Annotated in this window: 17 protein-coding genes; 15 read left to right on the forward strand and 2 right to left on the reverse strand. The window is 41.6% G+C overall.

Features of this window, described 5'->3' with window-relative positions; all coding sequences use genetic code 11:
• Positions 1 to 9 precede the first annotated feature (9 nt).
• The 9 genes from kdsA (at position 10) to rpoS (ending at position 6,998) form a co-directional block, all read left to right on the forward strand.
• Positions 10 to 852 (forward strand): 3-deoxy-8-phosphooctulonate synthase, encoded by an 843-nt coding sequence (kdsA, locus tag H0U71_02080; protein ID MBA2653838.1) that lies wholly within the window; start codon positions 10 to 12, stop codon positions 850 to 852.
• Positions 852 to 2,144 carry a phosphopyruvate hydratase gene (gene eno, locus H0U71_02085; protein MBA2653839.1) on the forward strand — a complete coding sequence of 431 codons (1,293 nt, stop codon included), beginning with the start codon at positions 852 to 854 and terminating at the stop codon, positions 2,142 to 2,144. Before kdsA ends, eno begins: the two co-directional genes overlap by 1 nt.
• A gap of 18 nt (positions 2,145 to 2,162) precedes the next feature.
• The gene (locus tag H0U71_02090; GenBank protein MBA2653840.1) at positions 2,163 to 2,447 is read left to right on the forward strand and encodes a septum formation initiator family protein; all 285 of its coding nucleotides are present in this window, start codon (positions 2,163 to 2,165) and stop codon (positions 2,445 to 2,447) included.
• A 7-nt stretch (positions 2,448 to 2,454) separates the two neighbouring features.
• On the forward strand, positions 2,455 to 3,147 hold the full coding sequence (gene ispD, locus H0U71_02095) for a 2-C-methyl-D-erythritol 4-phosphate cytidylyltransferase (GenBank protein ID MBA2653841.1): 693 nt from the start codon (positions 2,455 to 2,457) through the stop codon (positions 3,145 to 3,147).
• 8 nt (positions 3,148 to 3,155) lie between these two features.
• Complete coding sequence (ispF, locus tag H0U71_02100) at positions 3,156 to 3,638, forward strand: 2-C-methyl-D-erythritol 2,4-cyclodiphosphate synthase (protein ID MBA2653842.1); 483 nt, start codon at positions 3,156 to 3,158, stop codon at positions 3,636 to 3,638.
• Positions 3,635 to 4,384: a 5'/3'-nucleotidase SurE gene (gene surE, locus H0U71_02105; GenBank protein ID MBA2653843.1), complete on the forward strand. Its 750-nt coding sequence runs from the start codon at positions 3,635 to 3,637 to the stop codon at positions 4,382 to 4,384. The genes ispF and surE overlap by 4 nt, the downstream gene beginning before the upstream one ends.
• Positions 4,363 to 4,974 (forward strand): DedA family protein, encoded by a 612-nt coding sequence (locus tag H0U71_02110; GenBank protein ID MBA2653844.1) that lies wholly within the window; start codon positions 4,363 to 4,365, stop codon positions 4,972 to 4,974. Before surE ends, H0U71_02110 begins: the two co-directional genes overlap by 22 nt.
• A gap of 3 nt (positions 4,975 to 4,977) precedes the next feature.
• Entirely contained in the window at positions 4,978 to 5,916 is a 939-nt protein-coding gene (locus H0U71_02115) for a peptidoglycan DD-metalloendopeptidase family protein (GenBank protein MBA2653845.1), read from the forward strand.
• Positions 5,917 to 6,014: 98 nt separating this feature from the next.
• Positions 6,015 to 6,998 carry an RNA polymerase sigma factor RpoS gene (gene rpoS, locus H0U71_02120; GenBank protein MBA2653846.1) on the forward strand — a complete coding sequence of 328 codons (984 nt, stop codon included), beginning with the start codon at positions 6,015 to 6,017 and terminating at the stop codon, positions 6,996 to 6,998.
• Between the two features lie 77 nt (positions 6,999 to 7,075).
• Here the strand turns inward: rpoS and H0U71_02125 are convergent, their stop codons facing one another.
• The gene (locus tag H0U71_02125) at positions 7,076 to 7,291 is read right to left on the reverse strand and encodes a DUF378 domain-containing protein (GenBank protein MBA2653847.1); all 216 of its coding nucleotides are present in this window, start codon (positions 7,289 to 7,291) and stop codon (positions 7,076 to 7,078) included.
• A gap of 21 nt (positions 7,292 to 7,312) precedes the next feature.
• Entirely contained in the window at positions 7,313 to 7,906 is a 594-nt protein-coding gene (locus H0U71_02130; GenBank protein MBA2653848.1) for a CBS domain-containing protein, read from the reverse strand.
• 84 nt (positions 7,907 to 7,990) lie between these two features.
• Here H0U71_02130 and htpG point away from each other — a divergent pair, with 84 nt between their 5' ends.
• The 6 genes from htpG to argH all read left to right on the forward strand — a co-directional run bounded on the left by htpG (position 7,991) and on the right by argH (position 14,803).
• Positions 7,991 to 9,895 (forward strand): molecular chaperone HtpG, encoded by a 1,905-nt coding sequence (gene htpG, locus H0U71_02135; GenBank protein MBA2653849.1) that lies wholly within the window; start codon positions 7,991 to 7,993, stop codon positions 9,893 to 9,895.
• A gap of 207 nt (positions 9,896 to 10,102) precedes the next feature.
• The gene (locus H0U71_02140; protein ID MBA2653850.1) at positions 10,103 to 10,450 is read left to right on the forward strand and encodes a prepilin-type N-terminal cleavage/methylation domain-containing protein; all 348 of its coding nucleotides are present in this window, start codon (positions 10,103 to 10,105) and stop codon (positions 10,448 to 10,450) included.
• A gap of 26 nt (positions 10,451 to 10,476) precedes the next feature.
• Positions 10,477 to 11,022 carry a hypothetical protein gene (locus H0U71_02145; GenBank protein MBA2653851.1) on the forward strand — a complete coding sequence of 182 codons (546 nt, stop codon included), beginning with the start codon at positions 10,477 to 10,479 and terminating at the stop codon, positions 11,020 to 11,022.
• Positions 11,023 to 11,273: 251 nt separating this feature from the next.
• Positions 11,274 to 12,173 (forward strand): ornithine carbamoyltransferase, encoded by a 900-nt coding sequence (gene argF, locus H0U71_02150; protein ID MBA2653852.1) that lies wholly within the window; start codon positions 11,274 to 11,276, stop codon positions 12,171 to 12,173.
• Positions 12,174 to 12,182: 9 nt separating this feature from the next.
• A complete protein-coding gene (locus tag H0U71_02155; protein ID MBA2653853.1) occupies positions 12,183 to 13,406 on the forward strand; it encodes an argininosuccinate synthase in 1,224 nt (407 codons plus the stop codon).
• Complete coding sequence (gene argH, locus H0U71_02160; protein MBA2653854.1) at positions 13,403 to 14,803, forward strand: argininosuccinate lyase; 1,401 nt, start codon at positions 13,403 to 13,405, stop codon at positions 14,801 to 14,803. Before H0U71_02155 ends, argH begins: the two co-directional genes overlap by 4 nt.
• Positions 14,804 to 14,864 lie beyond the last annotated feature (61 nt).

Below are 14,864 nucleotides of genomic sequence, written 5' to 3' on the forward strand. Positions count from 1 at the left end.
AGGAATATAATGAATATTTGCGGCTTCTCCGTTGGTCTTGAACAACCTTTTTTCTTGTTAGCGGGTCCCTGTGTGATTGAAAGTCGCCAACTCGCTTTGGATACAGCAGGAGAATTGAAAGAAATTTGTTCAACCCTCGGTATTCCCTTCATCTACAAATCGTCTTTTGATAAGGCTAATCGTTCATCGCATAAAAGCTTTCGTGGTCTTGGTGTAAATGAAGGGTTAAAAATTTTAGCTGAGGTCAAACAGACAATCGGAGTACCTGTCGTCACTGATGTACATGAAGATACCCCCCTCAATGAAGTGTCCGAAGTAGTGGATATGTTTCAAACTCCTGCCTTTTTATGTCGTCAAACGAACTTCATTCAAAATGTTGCCAGTTATGGATTACCCATTAATATCAAAAAAGGGCAATTCCTTGCTCCTTGGGATATGGTAAATGTAGTAGAAAAAGCGAAAGCAACAGGCAATGACAAAATATTGGTATGTGAACGTGGAGTCTCTTTTGGGTATAACAATTTAGTGGCAGATATGCGCTCCTTGGTGATAATGCGCGATACATTATGCCCCGTCGTTTTTGATGTTACGCATTCTGTGCAGCTGCCTGGCGGACAGGGTTCCAGTTCCGGTGGTCAACGCGAATTTATTCCTACGTTAGCGAGAGCTGCTACGGCGGTGGGTATCTCCGGCCTGTTTATGGAAACACATCCCAATCCGGATAAAGCATTAAGTGACGGTCCTAACTCATGGCCCCTGGGTAGGATGTACGAACTATTAGAAGTATTAAAAAATATCGACGCTACAATCAAGCAACAGCACACAATAATAAAAGAAAAGGAACTTAGCTAATGGCGGTAGTCAGTGCTATATCTGGAAGAGAAATTTTAGATTCAAGAGGCAGTCCAACCGTGGAGGCAGAGATTCAATTGTCTTCTGGCAAAACAGCTTACGCATGCGTACCTTCAGGGGCCTCGACGGGTTCCCATGAAGCGCTTGAACTCAGAGATGGTGACCCTCGAAGATACGCAGGCAAGGGAGTATTGAAAGCGGTACACCATATTAATACCGAAATCCAAGATGCGTTAGTGGGTATGGACCCGCGCATGCAAGAAGAAATTGATAATAAAATGATAGAATTAGATGGCACTCCAAACAAATCTCGTTTAGGTGCCAACGCTATTCTTGCTGTTTCTCTTGCAATTGCGAAAGCCGCTGCATTAGATGAGGCCCTCCCTCTCTACCGTTATCTCGGCGATGATGGCCCCTTCTTAATGCCCGTGCCATTAATGAATGTTATAAATGGGGGCGCTCATGCGGATAATAATATTGATATACAAGAATTCATGATCGTACCGGTAGGGGCTAATAGCTTTTCTGAAAGTCTGCGTTATGGAGTGGAAGTCTTTCAAGCGCTGAAATCCATCCTTAAAAAGGAAGGCAAAATAACAGCAGTAGGCGATGAAGGGGGATTTGCCCCAGATTTAGCATGCAACGAAGCGGGCATTGAAGCCATTTTAAAAGCAATTTACCTGGCGGGATTTAAGGCGGGCACAGATATATGCTTGGCTCTCGATGTAGCCAGCACAGAATTCTACAAAGACGGTTTTTACTACTTAGACTCTGAAGATAAAAGACTCTCTTCTGGAGAGTTTGTGGATTACTTGAAGAGGTGGGTTGATCAATATCCTATCGTTAGTATCGAAGATGGTTTGAGTGAATCAGATTGGGACGGCTGGGCCTTCTTAACTGAACAGCTCGGAAACAAAGTTCAGTTAGTCGGAGATGATTTATTTGTGACTAACACGCAGTTACTCCAAAAGGGAATCGATGAAGGTATTGGTAATGCTATATTAATTAAGTTGAACCAAATTGGGACATTAACTGAAACTTTGCGCGCTATTGGAATGGCAAAAAATGCTAATTATAGTGCGATTATCTCTCATCGATCGGGAGAAACTGAGGATATCACGATTGCAGATTTGGCCGTAGCGACAGCAGTAGGTCAAATTAAAACAGGGTCACTTTGTCGTTCAGATCGGGTTGCAAAATATAATCAATTACTTAGAATAGAAGAAGCACTTAGAGGACAAGCCCCTTATCCTGGTATTAAGGCTTTTTCTCAATACGCCAATAAACATTAATTTCATGGACGAAATAAAATGTTAAATTTATCTTCTAAATCCTTAACTATGCTTCTCAGCTTATTATTGCTTTTTCTTCAATATGAAATTTGGTCTACCCGAGGTGGATTGAATCATGCGTGGAGGCTTACGCAATCCATTAAAATGGCGCAGGAACAAAATAAAGAGTTACAAGAAAAGAACATGATTTTAGCGGCAGATGTGGACGATCTCCGAAAAGGGGATGAATCCGTGGAAGAGCACGCGCGTATGGATTTGGGCATGATTAAAAAGAATGAAATTTTTTACCAAGTTGTAGATTAGTTGCCTTATGTTTAAAGCAAAATACTGGGTTATTCTTCCTGCTGCAGGTACCGGCCAACGTTTTGGAGGCAATATACCGAAGCAATATTTATCATTGAATGGCAAATCCATCCTTGAACATACGGTCGCTAAATTCCTTTATCATCCGCGTATTGAAAAAATTATCATCACTCTCGATCCCAACGATTATTACTGGCCACAACTGCGGTTAGAAAAGTTAGGTAGCAAAATAATTGCGGTGAAAGGGGGGGCGCAGCGTTGCCACTCTGTTTATCAAGGCCTACAAGCGCTTGCCTCTTTGGCTCATCCTCAAGATTTTGTGCTAGTCCATGATGTGGTTCGACCTTGTCTTGATCACAGCGATATCGATAAATTAATTGCGGAGGTGGGTGACCATCCCGTAGGAGGAATTTTAGGAACTCGGGTGAGGGATACGTTGAAGCATACTAATACAGCAAATGAAATTATAGATACGGTATCACGTGAAAACATTTGGCAGGCTTTAACGCCCCAAATGTTTCGCTACAAATTACTCACCCAATCCCTCTATCAAGCTATCAGTCAACATCAATGGGTCACAGATGAAGCAGCAGCCATTGAAGCTATTGGTTTTATCCCCCTCGTAATTGAAGGACGGCGAGACAATATTAAGATAACGTATCCGGAAGATCTTTTAATCGCTGAGAAATATTGTCAGTAGGAAAAAACATGTTTCGAATTGGCCATGGTTATGACGCTCATTGTTTTGAAGAGGGAAGACCATTAGTGCTGGGGGGGGTGAGAATTCCCTCTTCTAAAGGGATGAAGGCTCATTCCGACGGTGATGTTATTCTGCATGCGATTTGCGATGCTTTATTAGGGGCGGCTGCGTTGGGTGATATTGGACAACATTTTCCAGATACGCAAAAAGAGTACGCCAATATTGATAGCCGAATCTTGCTGCGACAAGTTGCAGCCCTAGTAACCGACAATAATTACCACATCAATAATGTTGATGTGACCGTTCTCGCTCAAACTCCCAAGTTGGCGCCTTATATTGCCGAGATGCGACGAAATATCGCTAACGAACTTTTATTAACTTTCAATGATGTCAACGTTAAAGCCACAACGACAGAAAAGATGGGCTTCATTGGTCGTGAAGAAGGCATTGCTTGTTATGCTGTGACATTACTTATGAGAAAAACAAAATGAATATATTATTAAGCAATGATGATGGTGTGTACGCAAAAGGTCTCAATGTGCTTGCCGACACCTTAAGTGAATTAGGCACCATTAATATAGTCGCACCTGATCGCAATAGAAGTGGGGCAAGTAACTCTCTCACCTTGTCAACGCCGCTACGTATCCGAAGATTGGCTGCAAATGTAGTGAGTGTTGAAGGCACCCCTACAGATTGCGTGCATTTAGCAATCACTGGCTTGTTAAAAGATCAAGCAGACATGGTTGTTTCCGGTATTAATGAAGGCGCTAATTTAGGCGATGATACGCTTTATTCAGGCACGGTAGCCGCAGCAATCGAGGGCCGTTTTTTAGGGTTACCCGCCATTGCCGTTTCCTTAGTAGGAACGTCTTTTCTTTATTATGAAACGGCCGCTAAAGTAGCCAAATGCTTAGTAAGCCGCTTAACCCATAACAAACTGCCCGCTAATACCATATTGAACGTCAATGTGCCCGATGTACCTTATGAAGAGCTGAGAGGATGGGAAGTCACCCGGCTGGGTAAACGTCATCGTTCAGAACCTATTATTGAACAGAAAGATCCACGAGGTCATCCGGTATATTGGGTTGGGCCCGCGGGTCCGGAGCAAGATGCAGGGCCAGGAACTGATTTTTGTGCTATTCGCGAAGGCAAGGTTTCGATAACCCCCTTGCAAGTAGACTTAACTCAATACAGCGCTTTTGAACAATTATCAGCATGGGTAAGGGGAATAGAGTGAAGAAGGTACTCAGTATATTTTCCTCCATGTATGATCGAGTGCTCGGCTGGTCTGAACATCCTAAAGCGCCTTATTACCTTGCCTTTTTAAGTTTTTCCGAAGCCTCATTTTTCCCCATCCCCCCTGACTTTATGTTAGCGCCGATGTCAATTTCTAAGCCTCAGAGAGCTTGGTGGTATGCCACGGTCACGACCCTTAGCTCAGTCTTGGGAGGGATTTTCGGCTACTTACTGGGATTATTTTTTATTAGTTTAATTGAGCCCTATCTCGTCAAACTTGGCTATGAGGTTGTCTTCCACAAAGTCCAGCATTGGTTTCTTACGTGGGGATTTTGGGCACTATTTTTTGTGGGTTTCACTCCAATACCGTATAAAGTATTTACCATTGCAAGCGGGGCGGTAGGGATGCCCATGTTGCCATTTATATTGGCCTCCATGGTAGGGCGAGGCAGTCGCTTTTATTTAGTTTCCGCACTAATGCGAATGGGTGGCAAAAAAATGAAAAATCACTTACGGGTCTATATCGATTGGATGGGTTGGATTTTATTGGCCATTATAATTTCACTGCTCGCACTGTATTTTTTCCGATAAACTATGACATATGCGAGAGGCATTTTTTACCCACTGTTAATCTGCAGCTTACTGATAGGAGGTTGTAGTGTTCCCGCGACCTATGCCCCAGTAATCAATGCCTGGCAAGATCCAGGAGCCTTGAAGAGTCGTTACCGCGTTCAAAAAGATGATACTATCTACTCTATCGCTTGGGCATTTGATATGGACTATCGAGACCTTGCTAGAATTAATCATCTCACCCCCCCTTATCATTTGAAGCCAGGTCAAACATTGACAATGTGTCTTTTTGCTTCGCCAGCTGCGGCATCTAAAAATAACGATAGAGAGGAAGAGGTTACTATTTACACGCTTAAAAAAGAGTGCGACTACATTGATACTCCCCTTTGCAATGCTCCTTGTCTGCCTTTCCCTTGCCCTAGCTCAGCCTCTACAACACAGGCCGGAATGGAATTAAATTTACCTGAGGTACAACAACATTCGGTTGATTTTCGCACTTCCCAAAAAATTGCTCTTTGCCCAGAAGAGAAAAATATAATTGAGCTACCAAAGCAGACAGCTGTGTCAAATAGAGATAAAATAGGAGTGAATGAAAGTCATTGCAAACACTGGCAATGGCCGGCTACGGGGAAAATTGTAAAAGCGTTTTCATTACAGGAGGGAGGATGTAAAGGCTTAGATATTACAGGCAATCTGGGAGACCCCGTGAAAGCGGTGGCGCCAGGTAAAGTGGTTTATAGTGGTTCTGGATTACGTGGTTATGGCAATTTGGTAATAATCAAACATTCAGAAAATTATTTAAGCGCTTATGCCTATAATAAGAAGTTGTTGGTAAAGGAAGGAGATGTGGTGAAGGCAGGAGACGAAATTGGCAAGATGGGACAAAACAATACAGGAGATGTTTTGTTACATTTTGAAATTCGTCGTAATGGTAAGCCTGTTAACCCACAACTCTATTTATAAATTTTAAATGGATTTAAAATTTAAGGAGAGAAAGCGTGGCTATTCGTAAACTTAAGGTTCGTAAAGTTAAGGTTGAGCCTGAAAAGGAAGTCCAAGATATGCCGCCCGAAGCTGACGCTGAGGTAGAAGCAGATCTTGATCTAGATGAAGACTTTGGACGTATAGAAAGTGAGGAGGAAGCAGCGGCTGCAGCAGAACAAGAAAAAACTGAATTTAAAGATATTCTAAGTCGTACCCGAACCAAACCCAAACAGTTTGATCCCACCCAAATGTATCTCAATGAAATTGGCTTCACAGATTTACTTACTGCCCAGCAAGAGATTTCACTCTCTACAGCGGCGCATAAAGGAGATGAACCCTCACGTCTTAAGATGATTGAAAGTAATTTACGCCTGGTTGTTAAAATTGCGCGTCGATATATAGGAAGAGGTTTAGCCTTCTTAGACTTAATTGAAGAAGGAAACCTTGGCTTAATGCATGCGGTAGAAAAGTATGATCCTAATCGGGGTTTTCGTTTTTCGACCTACGCCACCTGGTGGATTCGACAAACAATTGAGCGCGCCATCATGAATCAGAGTCGGACTATTCGGTTGCCAATCCATGTCGTCAAGGAGTTAAATACTTATTTACGCGCGGCAAGACAACTGACCCAAACCCTCGATCATGAACCTTCATCTGAAGAAATTGCAGAATTAGTGGATAAGCCGATTGAAGAAATTCAAAGAATGCTTGAACTCAATAAGGACGTGACTTCTATCGATGTTCCTTTATCTCAAGAAACGGACAAACCTCTAGTCGAAGTTATCGCTGATGAAACAAATCAAGATCCTGTTGATATTCTCCAGGATGCCGATCTTTTAGATCAGATCGACAAATGGATGAGTCATTTAAGTGAGAAACAGCAAGAAGTTTTATCTCGACGTTATGGCTTAAGGGGTTACGATCGTGAGACGTTGGAGGAAGTCGGCAAGGCAATTGGCTTGACGAGGGAACGAGTGCGACAAATACAATTCGAAGCCCTACGCGAATTGCGTGATATTCTCAAGTTACATGGCATCGATAAAGAGCTGATTAAAGAATAGTTCGATCAAGGCAGAGGTCTGGATGAAGTCACGCTTCATCCAGACTATCACGCTTAGAAATGGGGATTAGCCGCGGCTTAGAGAGGCTGGGGTTCACTCAATACTTGCGCTACTCTGAAAATTCCATAGACAGCAGCTAGGCCAATCGAAAAGAAAAAAGTATGTGCAACTATTAATGCTGCCGAAAAAATATCAATGATAGGATCATAGTTAAAAAGTCCTACCACCCCGAGGTCTAGCCCCCCTATGATGAGTAAAATTAATGCAATCCAATCGAGCGTTTTTATTAGCATGTACACCGTCCTGTGATGTGGCTACACTTTTCTTTCCTTGTTCAACTCCACAATTGTTTTTGGCTCTTTTGTGAGAATTGAGGAGAGATCTGAGTGAAGTTGTTTGCCTATCTGAGTCGCAGAAAACAAGCCTTTTATGAGGTGTTTGTTGCTTCTCAATGTCTTAACAACCAGTATATAGTAAGCAGAGTGCGCTTTGATAGTATTAATGATGTGTCCCACTTGGGCATTTTTTAGATGTGATATGTCGAGCACAATTATATGCTCACGAGGGCTCATCAACATTTCCACGGTTATTTCAGCGCGATTTAGACCTTTGGCTTGCATAAGTTGCAAAGGGCGCTCACTCAAGATATCTTCAAAGCTGATAAGTCCAATCACTTGGCGGTTTTCTTCTACCAACAACATTTGTTGATGTCTTACCTTCATTTCATGAGCCGCAACGTCGATAGACGATTTGGGCGGGATGGTTGCAGGAAAAACCTTAGCGAAATCAGTGAAAATTGACTTCGCAGAGTCATTTAGCTTCACGAGCTCTGGCAGCTTTTCTTCCATAGAAGTAAGTTCATTGTTTTTGAAGAGATTCAACGTTGGTATTGTTTCAAAAATAGCCATTTTGATTCCTCAGACTTGAAATTTATCTTTACACCCTTATCTAATAGTTTAGTCATTTTAGATAGGTTTATGAGGAGTGAGTTAATGGCTGTTCAATCGCAACAAGAGACAATGCCCTTTCAAGCAGAGGTAAAGCAATTACTTTATCTCGTGACACATTCATTATATAGCAACAAAGAAATATTCCTTCGAGAGCTTATTTCCAACGCTTCAGACGCTGCTGACAAGCTACGGTTTGAAGCGCTAACGGATGCTCAACTTTATGAAAATGGTCCTGATCTAAAAATTTGGATCGATATCGACAAAGAAGCTCGAACAATTACTATTCGTGACAACGGCATCGGGATGACTCGCGAAGAAGTTGTCCAAAATCTTGGCACTATTGCAAAATCAGGTACACGTGAGTTTTTAGAAAAATTAACGGCTTCTCAGAGTAAGGATGCGCATCTTATTGGGCAATTCGGGGTAGGTTTTTATTCCTCTTTTGTGGTTGCAGATAAAGTGGTGGTCAAAACTCGGCGGGCAGGTATGACTCCTGAGCAGGGTGTTTACTGGGAATCAGAAGGTCAAGGTCAGTTCATCATTGAAAATATCAACAAAGAATCCCGAGGCACGGAAGTTGTCTTGCATTTAAAAAAGGAAGACGATGAATTTCTCGACGAGTGGAGAATAAAGAATATCATCACCAAATATTCTGACCATATTCTCTTACCTATTGTGATGAAAGAACCTAAGTTAGAAGAGGTAGCAGCAGAAGAAGAGGGTAAGGAGCCTGTGTTAGAAGAAGTGACTGTAAATAAAGCAACAGCACTGTGGACACTTCCTAAGAGCCAGATCACAGATGAAGAATACAATACGCTCTATAAACATATTGCCCATGATTTTGAAGATCCCCTAGTGTGGTCTCATAATAAAGTGGAAGGTAAATTAGAATATACGAGCTTGTTATATATTCCTGCACGCGCTCCATTTGATATTTGGAACCGCGATCATTATAAAGGACTCAAACTTTATGTTCGCCGCGTATTCATTATGGATGACGCCGAACAATTATTGCCCTCTTATCTGCGATTTGTAAGGGGTATTGTCGATTCTAACGACCTACCACTTAATGTGTCTCGAGAAATTCTGCAAAATAATCATGTGATAGATTCGATTCGTACCGCGTCTACTCGCCGAGTGCTGGATATGTTAGAGAAGTTATCGATTGATGATAATGACAAGTATAAGAAGTTTTTGAGTGCATTTGGTCAAGTGTTAAAGGAAGGCCCTGCGGAAGATCATACGAATAAAGAACGTATTGCAAAACTGTTTCGATTCTCCACCACACGAGATGATAATGCAGACCCTTCTGTGTCACTAGACGAATACATTAAAAATATGAAGGAAGATCAAGATAAAATTTACTATGTCATCGCAGATACTTTTAACGCAGCGAAAAACAGCCCACACTTAGAAATTTTCCGTAAAAATGGGGTCGAAGTTTTACTGCTGAGTGACAAGATTGATGAATGGTGGGTGGCTCACATGGATGAGTATGCTGGCAAAAAATTCCAATCCGTTGCTAAGGGTGATTTAAACATCACTAAGCAAGATGAAGAAGTAAATAAGGAACTTGAGGAAAAATACCAAGATGTCGTTAAACGTATCAAAGATGTTCTTGAAGACAAGGTAAAAGAGGTACGGGTTACTAATCGGTTAACTGATTCTCCCGCCTGCTTGGTGACTGATGATAATGAAATGAGCGCGCATTTGCAGCGGATGCTCTCTGCTTCAGGGCAATCATTTCCGGGCAGTAAGCCTATCTTGGAAATAAACCCTACTCATCCGATTATCAATTATCTGAATCAAGCGAGTGATGATGAGCTAAAAAATTGGAGTCAGATATTATTTGATCAAGCCTTGCTGGCTGAGGGAGGTCAACTTGAAGATCCAGGAAGCTTTGTGAAAAATATTAATTCATTGCTTGTTAAGCAAGTCATGAAGTAGTGCTTTAGTGCTCGATCATTCCCGCAGTGCGGGAATGATCATTTTATCCCGCCCTGTAGCTTTATAATATCCCCATAAAAACGCTGTATTTTGAAACTTTTCAAATCTGCTAAAGTTGATTTGTATTCGCATCCAAAGTGATTAGTTGGCTAGGAGTGCACGTATAGGAGCGAGTAGTTACGTTAATTTTTAATTAGGTAGATTGATGTGAAAGGGTTTTCATTAATAGAGGTTTTGATTGTGCTCTTCTTGTTTTCTTGCCTGATCATAAATTATGCACAACATAAATTCAGAATTAAAATCTCGCTGCAGCAATCCTATTACAAACATCTCGCCTTACAACAGATACTCTCATTACAAGAGCGATTAAAGGTAAATGAAGATGTTTCTCATCGGCTTCACGAAATTAATGAATGGCAGCAAGAAAATGGGCATATCTTACCCCAAGGGAGAGGGGCGGTGCATTGGCAATTCGGAAAACCGGCTATCGCTACCTGTTGGAAATACGGATCCTATCAGTGCGTAACATTTCCTGCTTCAGACAACAAAAGTTAAAGGGTTTTACATTAATCGAAACCCTGATGGTTAATTTATTGGGCAGCGCGCTAATTTTATTATTTTTAATTTTATTTTCTAATTGTCTGAGATTTTATCTCGCGGTTAATTTACTTTCAGAAGAATTAGAGAATCAACGCTATGGATGCTTCTTCTTACGTAATGTATTTGTGGGGGTAAATAGCGTGCGGGGGCTTGATGGAGGTGAAGTCCATTCTAAAGGATTACCTGTTAAACGATTGACTGATGCAATAGAGATGACAATTGCAAATGAAAATCAAATAAAAAAAGTAATTCTATATGTGGGTCAAAGTCCTCTTAACCCCCTCAATTCATCCCTTTTCATGAAGCAGCAGGGTAAACCTCGTATCGAAACGATTGCCAAAATCGTGGATATGAGAGCGTTGTATGGTCTTAAATGTGCGAAGTCGCAGAATGTTTGTGGGTATGTTGGGTTCTCATCCGGCATTGATTGGTCTCAAGTCATAAGTCTGAAGCTGACTTTATTTTCGAAGGATAATCTCATTGCAAAACCGTGGAGTGTGTATATCGCGATTAAAAAGAAGCATTGATATACGGGGTCATGTCTTAATGACTTGCCTGTTCTTCTTTGTGATTACTTGCCTCTTTATTTTGAAGGCCGCCTCTTCGTCGTTCATACAGCAAAAACTGGTGGGTAATGTGGTGCGGTTTTATGACTGCTCAATAGGGCGCCCCCTGTCTTCATTGAATAATCCTTGCTTTTGATTTTATATTCGATAAAATGAATAATAATTCATAATTATTAGCTTTAAATGTATATTTATTGAGTATTGAGGTGGAGATGAAATTGCAATCAAAGCATTTACTAACGGGAGGGGAATTAGATAACAAGGAGTTAATTTATCTTTTGGAATTAGCGAATGAGCTCAAAACTAATCGTTATTCCTATTCGACGGTATTACATCAAAAGCATTTGGCATTGATGTTTGATAAACACTCGTTACGCACACGTATTAGTTTTACCCTGGCTATGCGGGAGTTAGGGGGAGATATCGTCGAAAGCCAAAATAACAATCGTAAGCAAGAGGAACCTGAAGACCAAATGCGGGTATTACAAGGTTATTGTGATGCCGTAATGATTAGAACTCATGCTGACGAGACAATAAATAGAATGCAGACAGTGGCCAGTGTCCCCTTGATTAACGGTCTTTCGAATTTTTATCATCCCTGCCAAGCTTTAGCCGACTTAATGACTTTACAAGAAAAATTTCATCAATTAAAAGGGCTCAAGATTGCTTTCGTGGGTGATGGCAATAATGTTTTGCATAGTTTATTACTCATGGCGCCAAAGTTAGGTGTAGAAGTCCACTATAGCTGCCCAGTGAATTATGGACCTGATCCTGAGATTTTGCAGGAGGCACACAAAAACGTGGGCAGGGGATCAATTACGTCTTTCAACAATCCTATGAGTGCCGTTAAAAATTGTCATGCGGTATATACTGATGTTTGGACGAGCATGGGGTTTGAAGAACGTAATATTGAGAGTTTTGAGGGATTCCAGGTGGATGAAGTGTTAATGGCTCACGCAGAGCCTGAGGCCCTTTTTATGCATTGTATGCCGATGAATCGTGGCCAAGAGGTGAGTTTAACCTTGCCGGATCAACCTTGTTCCGTGATATTCCAGCAAAGCGAAAATCGCTTACATGTACAAAAAGCACTCCTTTATCAATTACTTTATTAAGAGGTCGTGATGAATAAAATAGTACTGGCTTATTCGGGTGGGTTAGACACCTCTATTGCCATCAAGTGGCTAAAAGAAAAATACCATTACGACGTTATAGCGGTCAGTATAGATGTGGGAGAAAATAAGGATTGGTTGGCTATTAAACAGAAAGCCTATGACATTGGAGCAGTTCAATGTCACGTTATTGATGCTAAACAAATATTTGCAGAGCAATTTCTTGGACTCGCTCTACAAAATAATGCTTTATACGAAGGGGTCTATCCTCTTATATCGGCTTTATCGCGACCTTTGATTGCAAAAATATTGGTAGACATTGCTCACCAGGAACAAGCTGTCGCTGTGGCGCATGGTTGTACTGGAAAAGGGAATGATCAAGTTCGCTTTGACGTTTCTATCTCTGTATTAGACCCAACACTGAAAATAATCGCGCCTGTTAGGGAGGCGCCTCTCGCCAGAGAAGAAGCTATCCTCTATGCAAAAAAGCATAATATACCCCTGCCCATTGATTTAGAAAATCCATTCAGTATTGATCAAAATCTGTGGGGGCGAAGTTGTGAATGCGGTGTGTTGGAAGACCCATGGTGCGAGCCTCCTGAGGCTGCTTTTGAATGGACGAAACCAATTGAGGCAATAACGACGGCACCGACTGAAATTACGCTGGATTTTGTCAAAGGTTTACCCGTCGCGTTGAATAATGAGCGACTCCCTTTGCATCAATTAATTGCCAAGCTAAATATTCTGGCCGGTGAGCAAGGAGTGGGTCGAATTGATCATATAGAAAATCGTTTAATTGGGATTAAGTCGCGAGAGGTCTATGAAGCCCCAGCTGCAATGACGTTAATAAAAGCACACCAAGCTTTAGAAGCGTTGACGCTGCCGCGTGAGGTTATGCATTTTAAACCATTCATAGAACAAAAAATGACAAATTTAATCTATGAAGGTCTCTGGTATTCCCCTTTAAGAGCGGCGTTAGTCGCATTTACGGAACAGACCCAGTCAACCGTTACTGGAACCGTGCGACTTAAACTGAGTAAGGGCAACATTAATGTGGTGGGTCGAAAATCTGACCACTCTTTATATAATTTAGCCTTGGCGACGTATGCTGCAGAGGATGCTTTTGATCATCAAGCAGCGCTTGGCTTTATTAAATTGTGGGGTTTACCCTTGCAAGTTTTTTCACAAGTGAATAGTAAATTATTGAGCAAACCTATCTTGGAGGAAGAGCGGTGAAACTGTGGGGTGGAAGATTTGGGAAACCAACCGATAAGATAATGGAAGAATTTGGTGCATCAATTCATTTTGACCATATTCTTTGGCGCGAAGATATCTTGGGAAGTCTTGCGCATGTCAAAGCGCTGCGCCATGCCAATGTGCTCTCTGCAGAAGAGGCTTTGCTGCTATGCGACAGTTTATCTAGAATTGAACATAAAATAAAAACTGAAAACGTTAATTTCACTACCCAAGATGAAGATATTCATATGAATATTGAACGGCAATTATCCAATGACATAGGCGAATTAGCTGGCAAAGTACACACGGGCCGTAGCCGAAATGATCAGGTCGCTTTAGATATGCGGCTTTATATGCGCAAACAAATTTTGATTTGTATTGAAAATAGCAGTGCATTACAGCAACAATTAATTCATTTAGCTAAGCAACATATGGATATTATTTTTCCGGGCTATACCCACCTTCAGCGAGCTCAACCTATTCGTCTGGCGCATCATTGGCTGGCGTATGCTTGGATGTTAGATCGAGATATCACTCGTCTTAAGCATAATTTTTCGAGTACTAATATACTGCCACTGGGCGCTGGGGCGGTGGCTGGCACGAGTTTTCCCACCGATCAAGAATTTTTAGCTAGGGAGCTGAAGTTCGATGCCATTTATCTCAATAGTATGGATGCCGTTAGTGACCGCGATTACTTGGTGGAATTTCTTTCTTCTGCTTCGTTGATCATGATGCATTTATCAAAGCTTTGCGAAGAGTTGATCGTCTGGTCTTCTCAGGAATTTTCATTCATTGAATTAGACGATGCATTTTGTACCGGTAGTAGCATGATGCCGCAAAAGAAAAACCCTGATGCTGCCGAACTGATTCGTGGGAAAACCGGCAGGGTCTATGGTTCATTGATATCAATGCTTACCGTTTTAAAAGGCTTGCCCCTTGCCTACAACAAGGATTTACAGGAAGACAAGGAAGGCGTGTTTGACACTGTCAAGACAGTGAATGATTGCCTCATCATCATGAAAGGCATGATGGCTTCTCTAAAAATTAATCGCGAGCACATTGACCAGAGTTTGCAGGCAGGATTTTTGTCTGCCACGGAATTAGCAAATTATTTGGTAAAAAAAGGAATGCCATTCAGGCAGGCCCATGAACGAGTGGGTAGTTTGGTCAAGTATTGTCTGCAAAAAGAAATCACTTTTACTGAGCTCGATTTAAATATCTTTAAAGAATTTTCAGTGTTATTTGAAGAAGACATTATTCCGCTCTTGTCAGCAGCTAATGTGGTTGAGCTGCAAACCACTTTGTGTGGCACGGCCAAAGCTTCTGTCATGCACCAAATTGCTACAGTGGAAAAACATTTAGAGGAAACCCATCTCTGGATGAGCGAAAAGCGCTGAGGGGAAGGTAACTATTCAGCACTAATTTTTGAATTTTTCTCGAAGGTTGTTCAGTTTTGCG

The organism is Gammaproteobacteria bacterium (assembly GCA_013697705.1).
GTDB lineage: Bacteria > Pseudomonadota > Gammaproteobacteria > UBA6002 > UBA6002 > UBA6002.

Coding starts and splice junctions, on each gene's coding strand:
- H0U71_02115 (MBA2653845.1), top strand. CDS start 4,978: ATGACATATGCGAGAGGCATTTTTTACCCACTGTTAATCTGCAGCTTA.
- kdsA (MBA2653838.1), top strand. CDS start 10: ATGAATATTTGCGGCTTCTCCGTTGGTCTTGAACAACCTTTTTTCTTG.
- argF (MBA2653852.1), top strand. CDS start 11,274: ATGAAATTGCAATCAAAGCATTTACTAACGGGAGGGGAATTAGATAAC.
- H0U71_02130 (MBA2653848.1), bottom strand. CDS start 7,906: ATGGCTATTTTTGAAACAATACCAACGTTGAATCTCTTCAAAAACAAT.
- rpoS (MBA2653846.1), top strand. CDS start 6,015: ATGCCGCCCGAAGCTGACGCTGAGGTAGAAGCAGATCTTGATCTAGAT.
- H0U71_02125 (MBA2653847.1), bottom strand. CDS start 7,291: ATGCTAATAAAAACGCTCGATTGGATTGCATTAATTTTACTCATCATA.
- htpG (MBA2653849.1), top strand. CDS start 7,991: ATGGCTGTTCAATCGCAACAAGAGACAATGCCCTTTCAAGCAGAGGTA.
- H0U71_02110 (MBA2653844.1), top strand. CDS start 4,363: ATGGGTAAGGGGAATAGAGTGAAGAAGGTACTCAGTATATTTTCCTCC.
- H0U71_02090 (MBA2653840.1), top strand. CDS start 2,163: ATGTTAAATTTATCTTCTAAATCCTTAACTATGCTTCTCAGCTTATTA.
- ispF (MBA2653842.1), top strand. CDS start 3,156: ATGTTTCGAATTGGCCATGGTTATGACGCTCATTGTTTTGAAGAGGGA.
- H0U71_02145 (MBA2653851.1), top strand. CDS start 10,477: ATGGTTAATTTATTGGGCAGCGCGCTAATTTTATTATTTTTAATTTTA.
- surE (MBA2653843.1), top strand. CDS start 3,635: ATGAATATATTATTAAGCAATGATGATGGTGTGTACGCAAAAGGTCTC.
- H0U71_02155 (MBA2653853.1), top strand. CDS start 12,183: ATGAATAAAATAGTACTGGCTTATTCGGGTGGGTTAGACACCTCTATT.
- ispD (MBA2653841.1), top strand. CDS start 2,455: ATGTTTAAAGCAAAATACTGGGTTATTCTTCCTGCTGCAGGTACCGGC.
- eno (MBA2653839.1), top strand. CDS start 852: ATGGCGGTAGTCAGTGCTATATCTGGAAGAGAAATTTTAGATTCAAGA.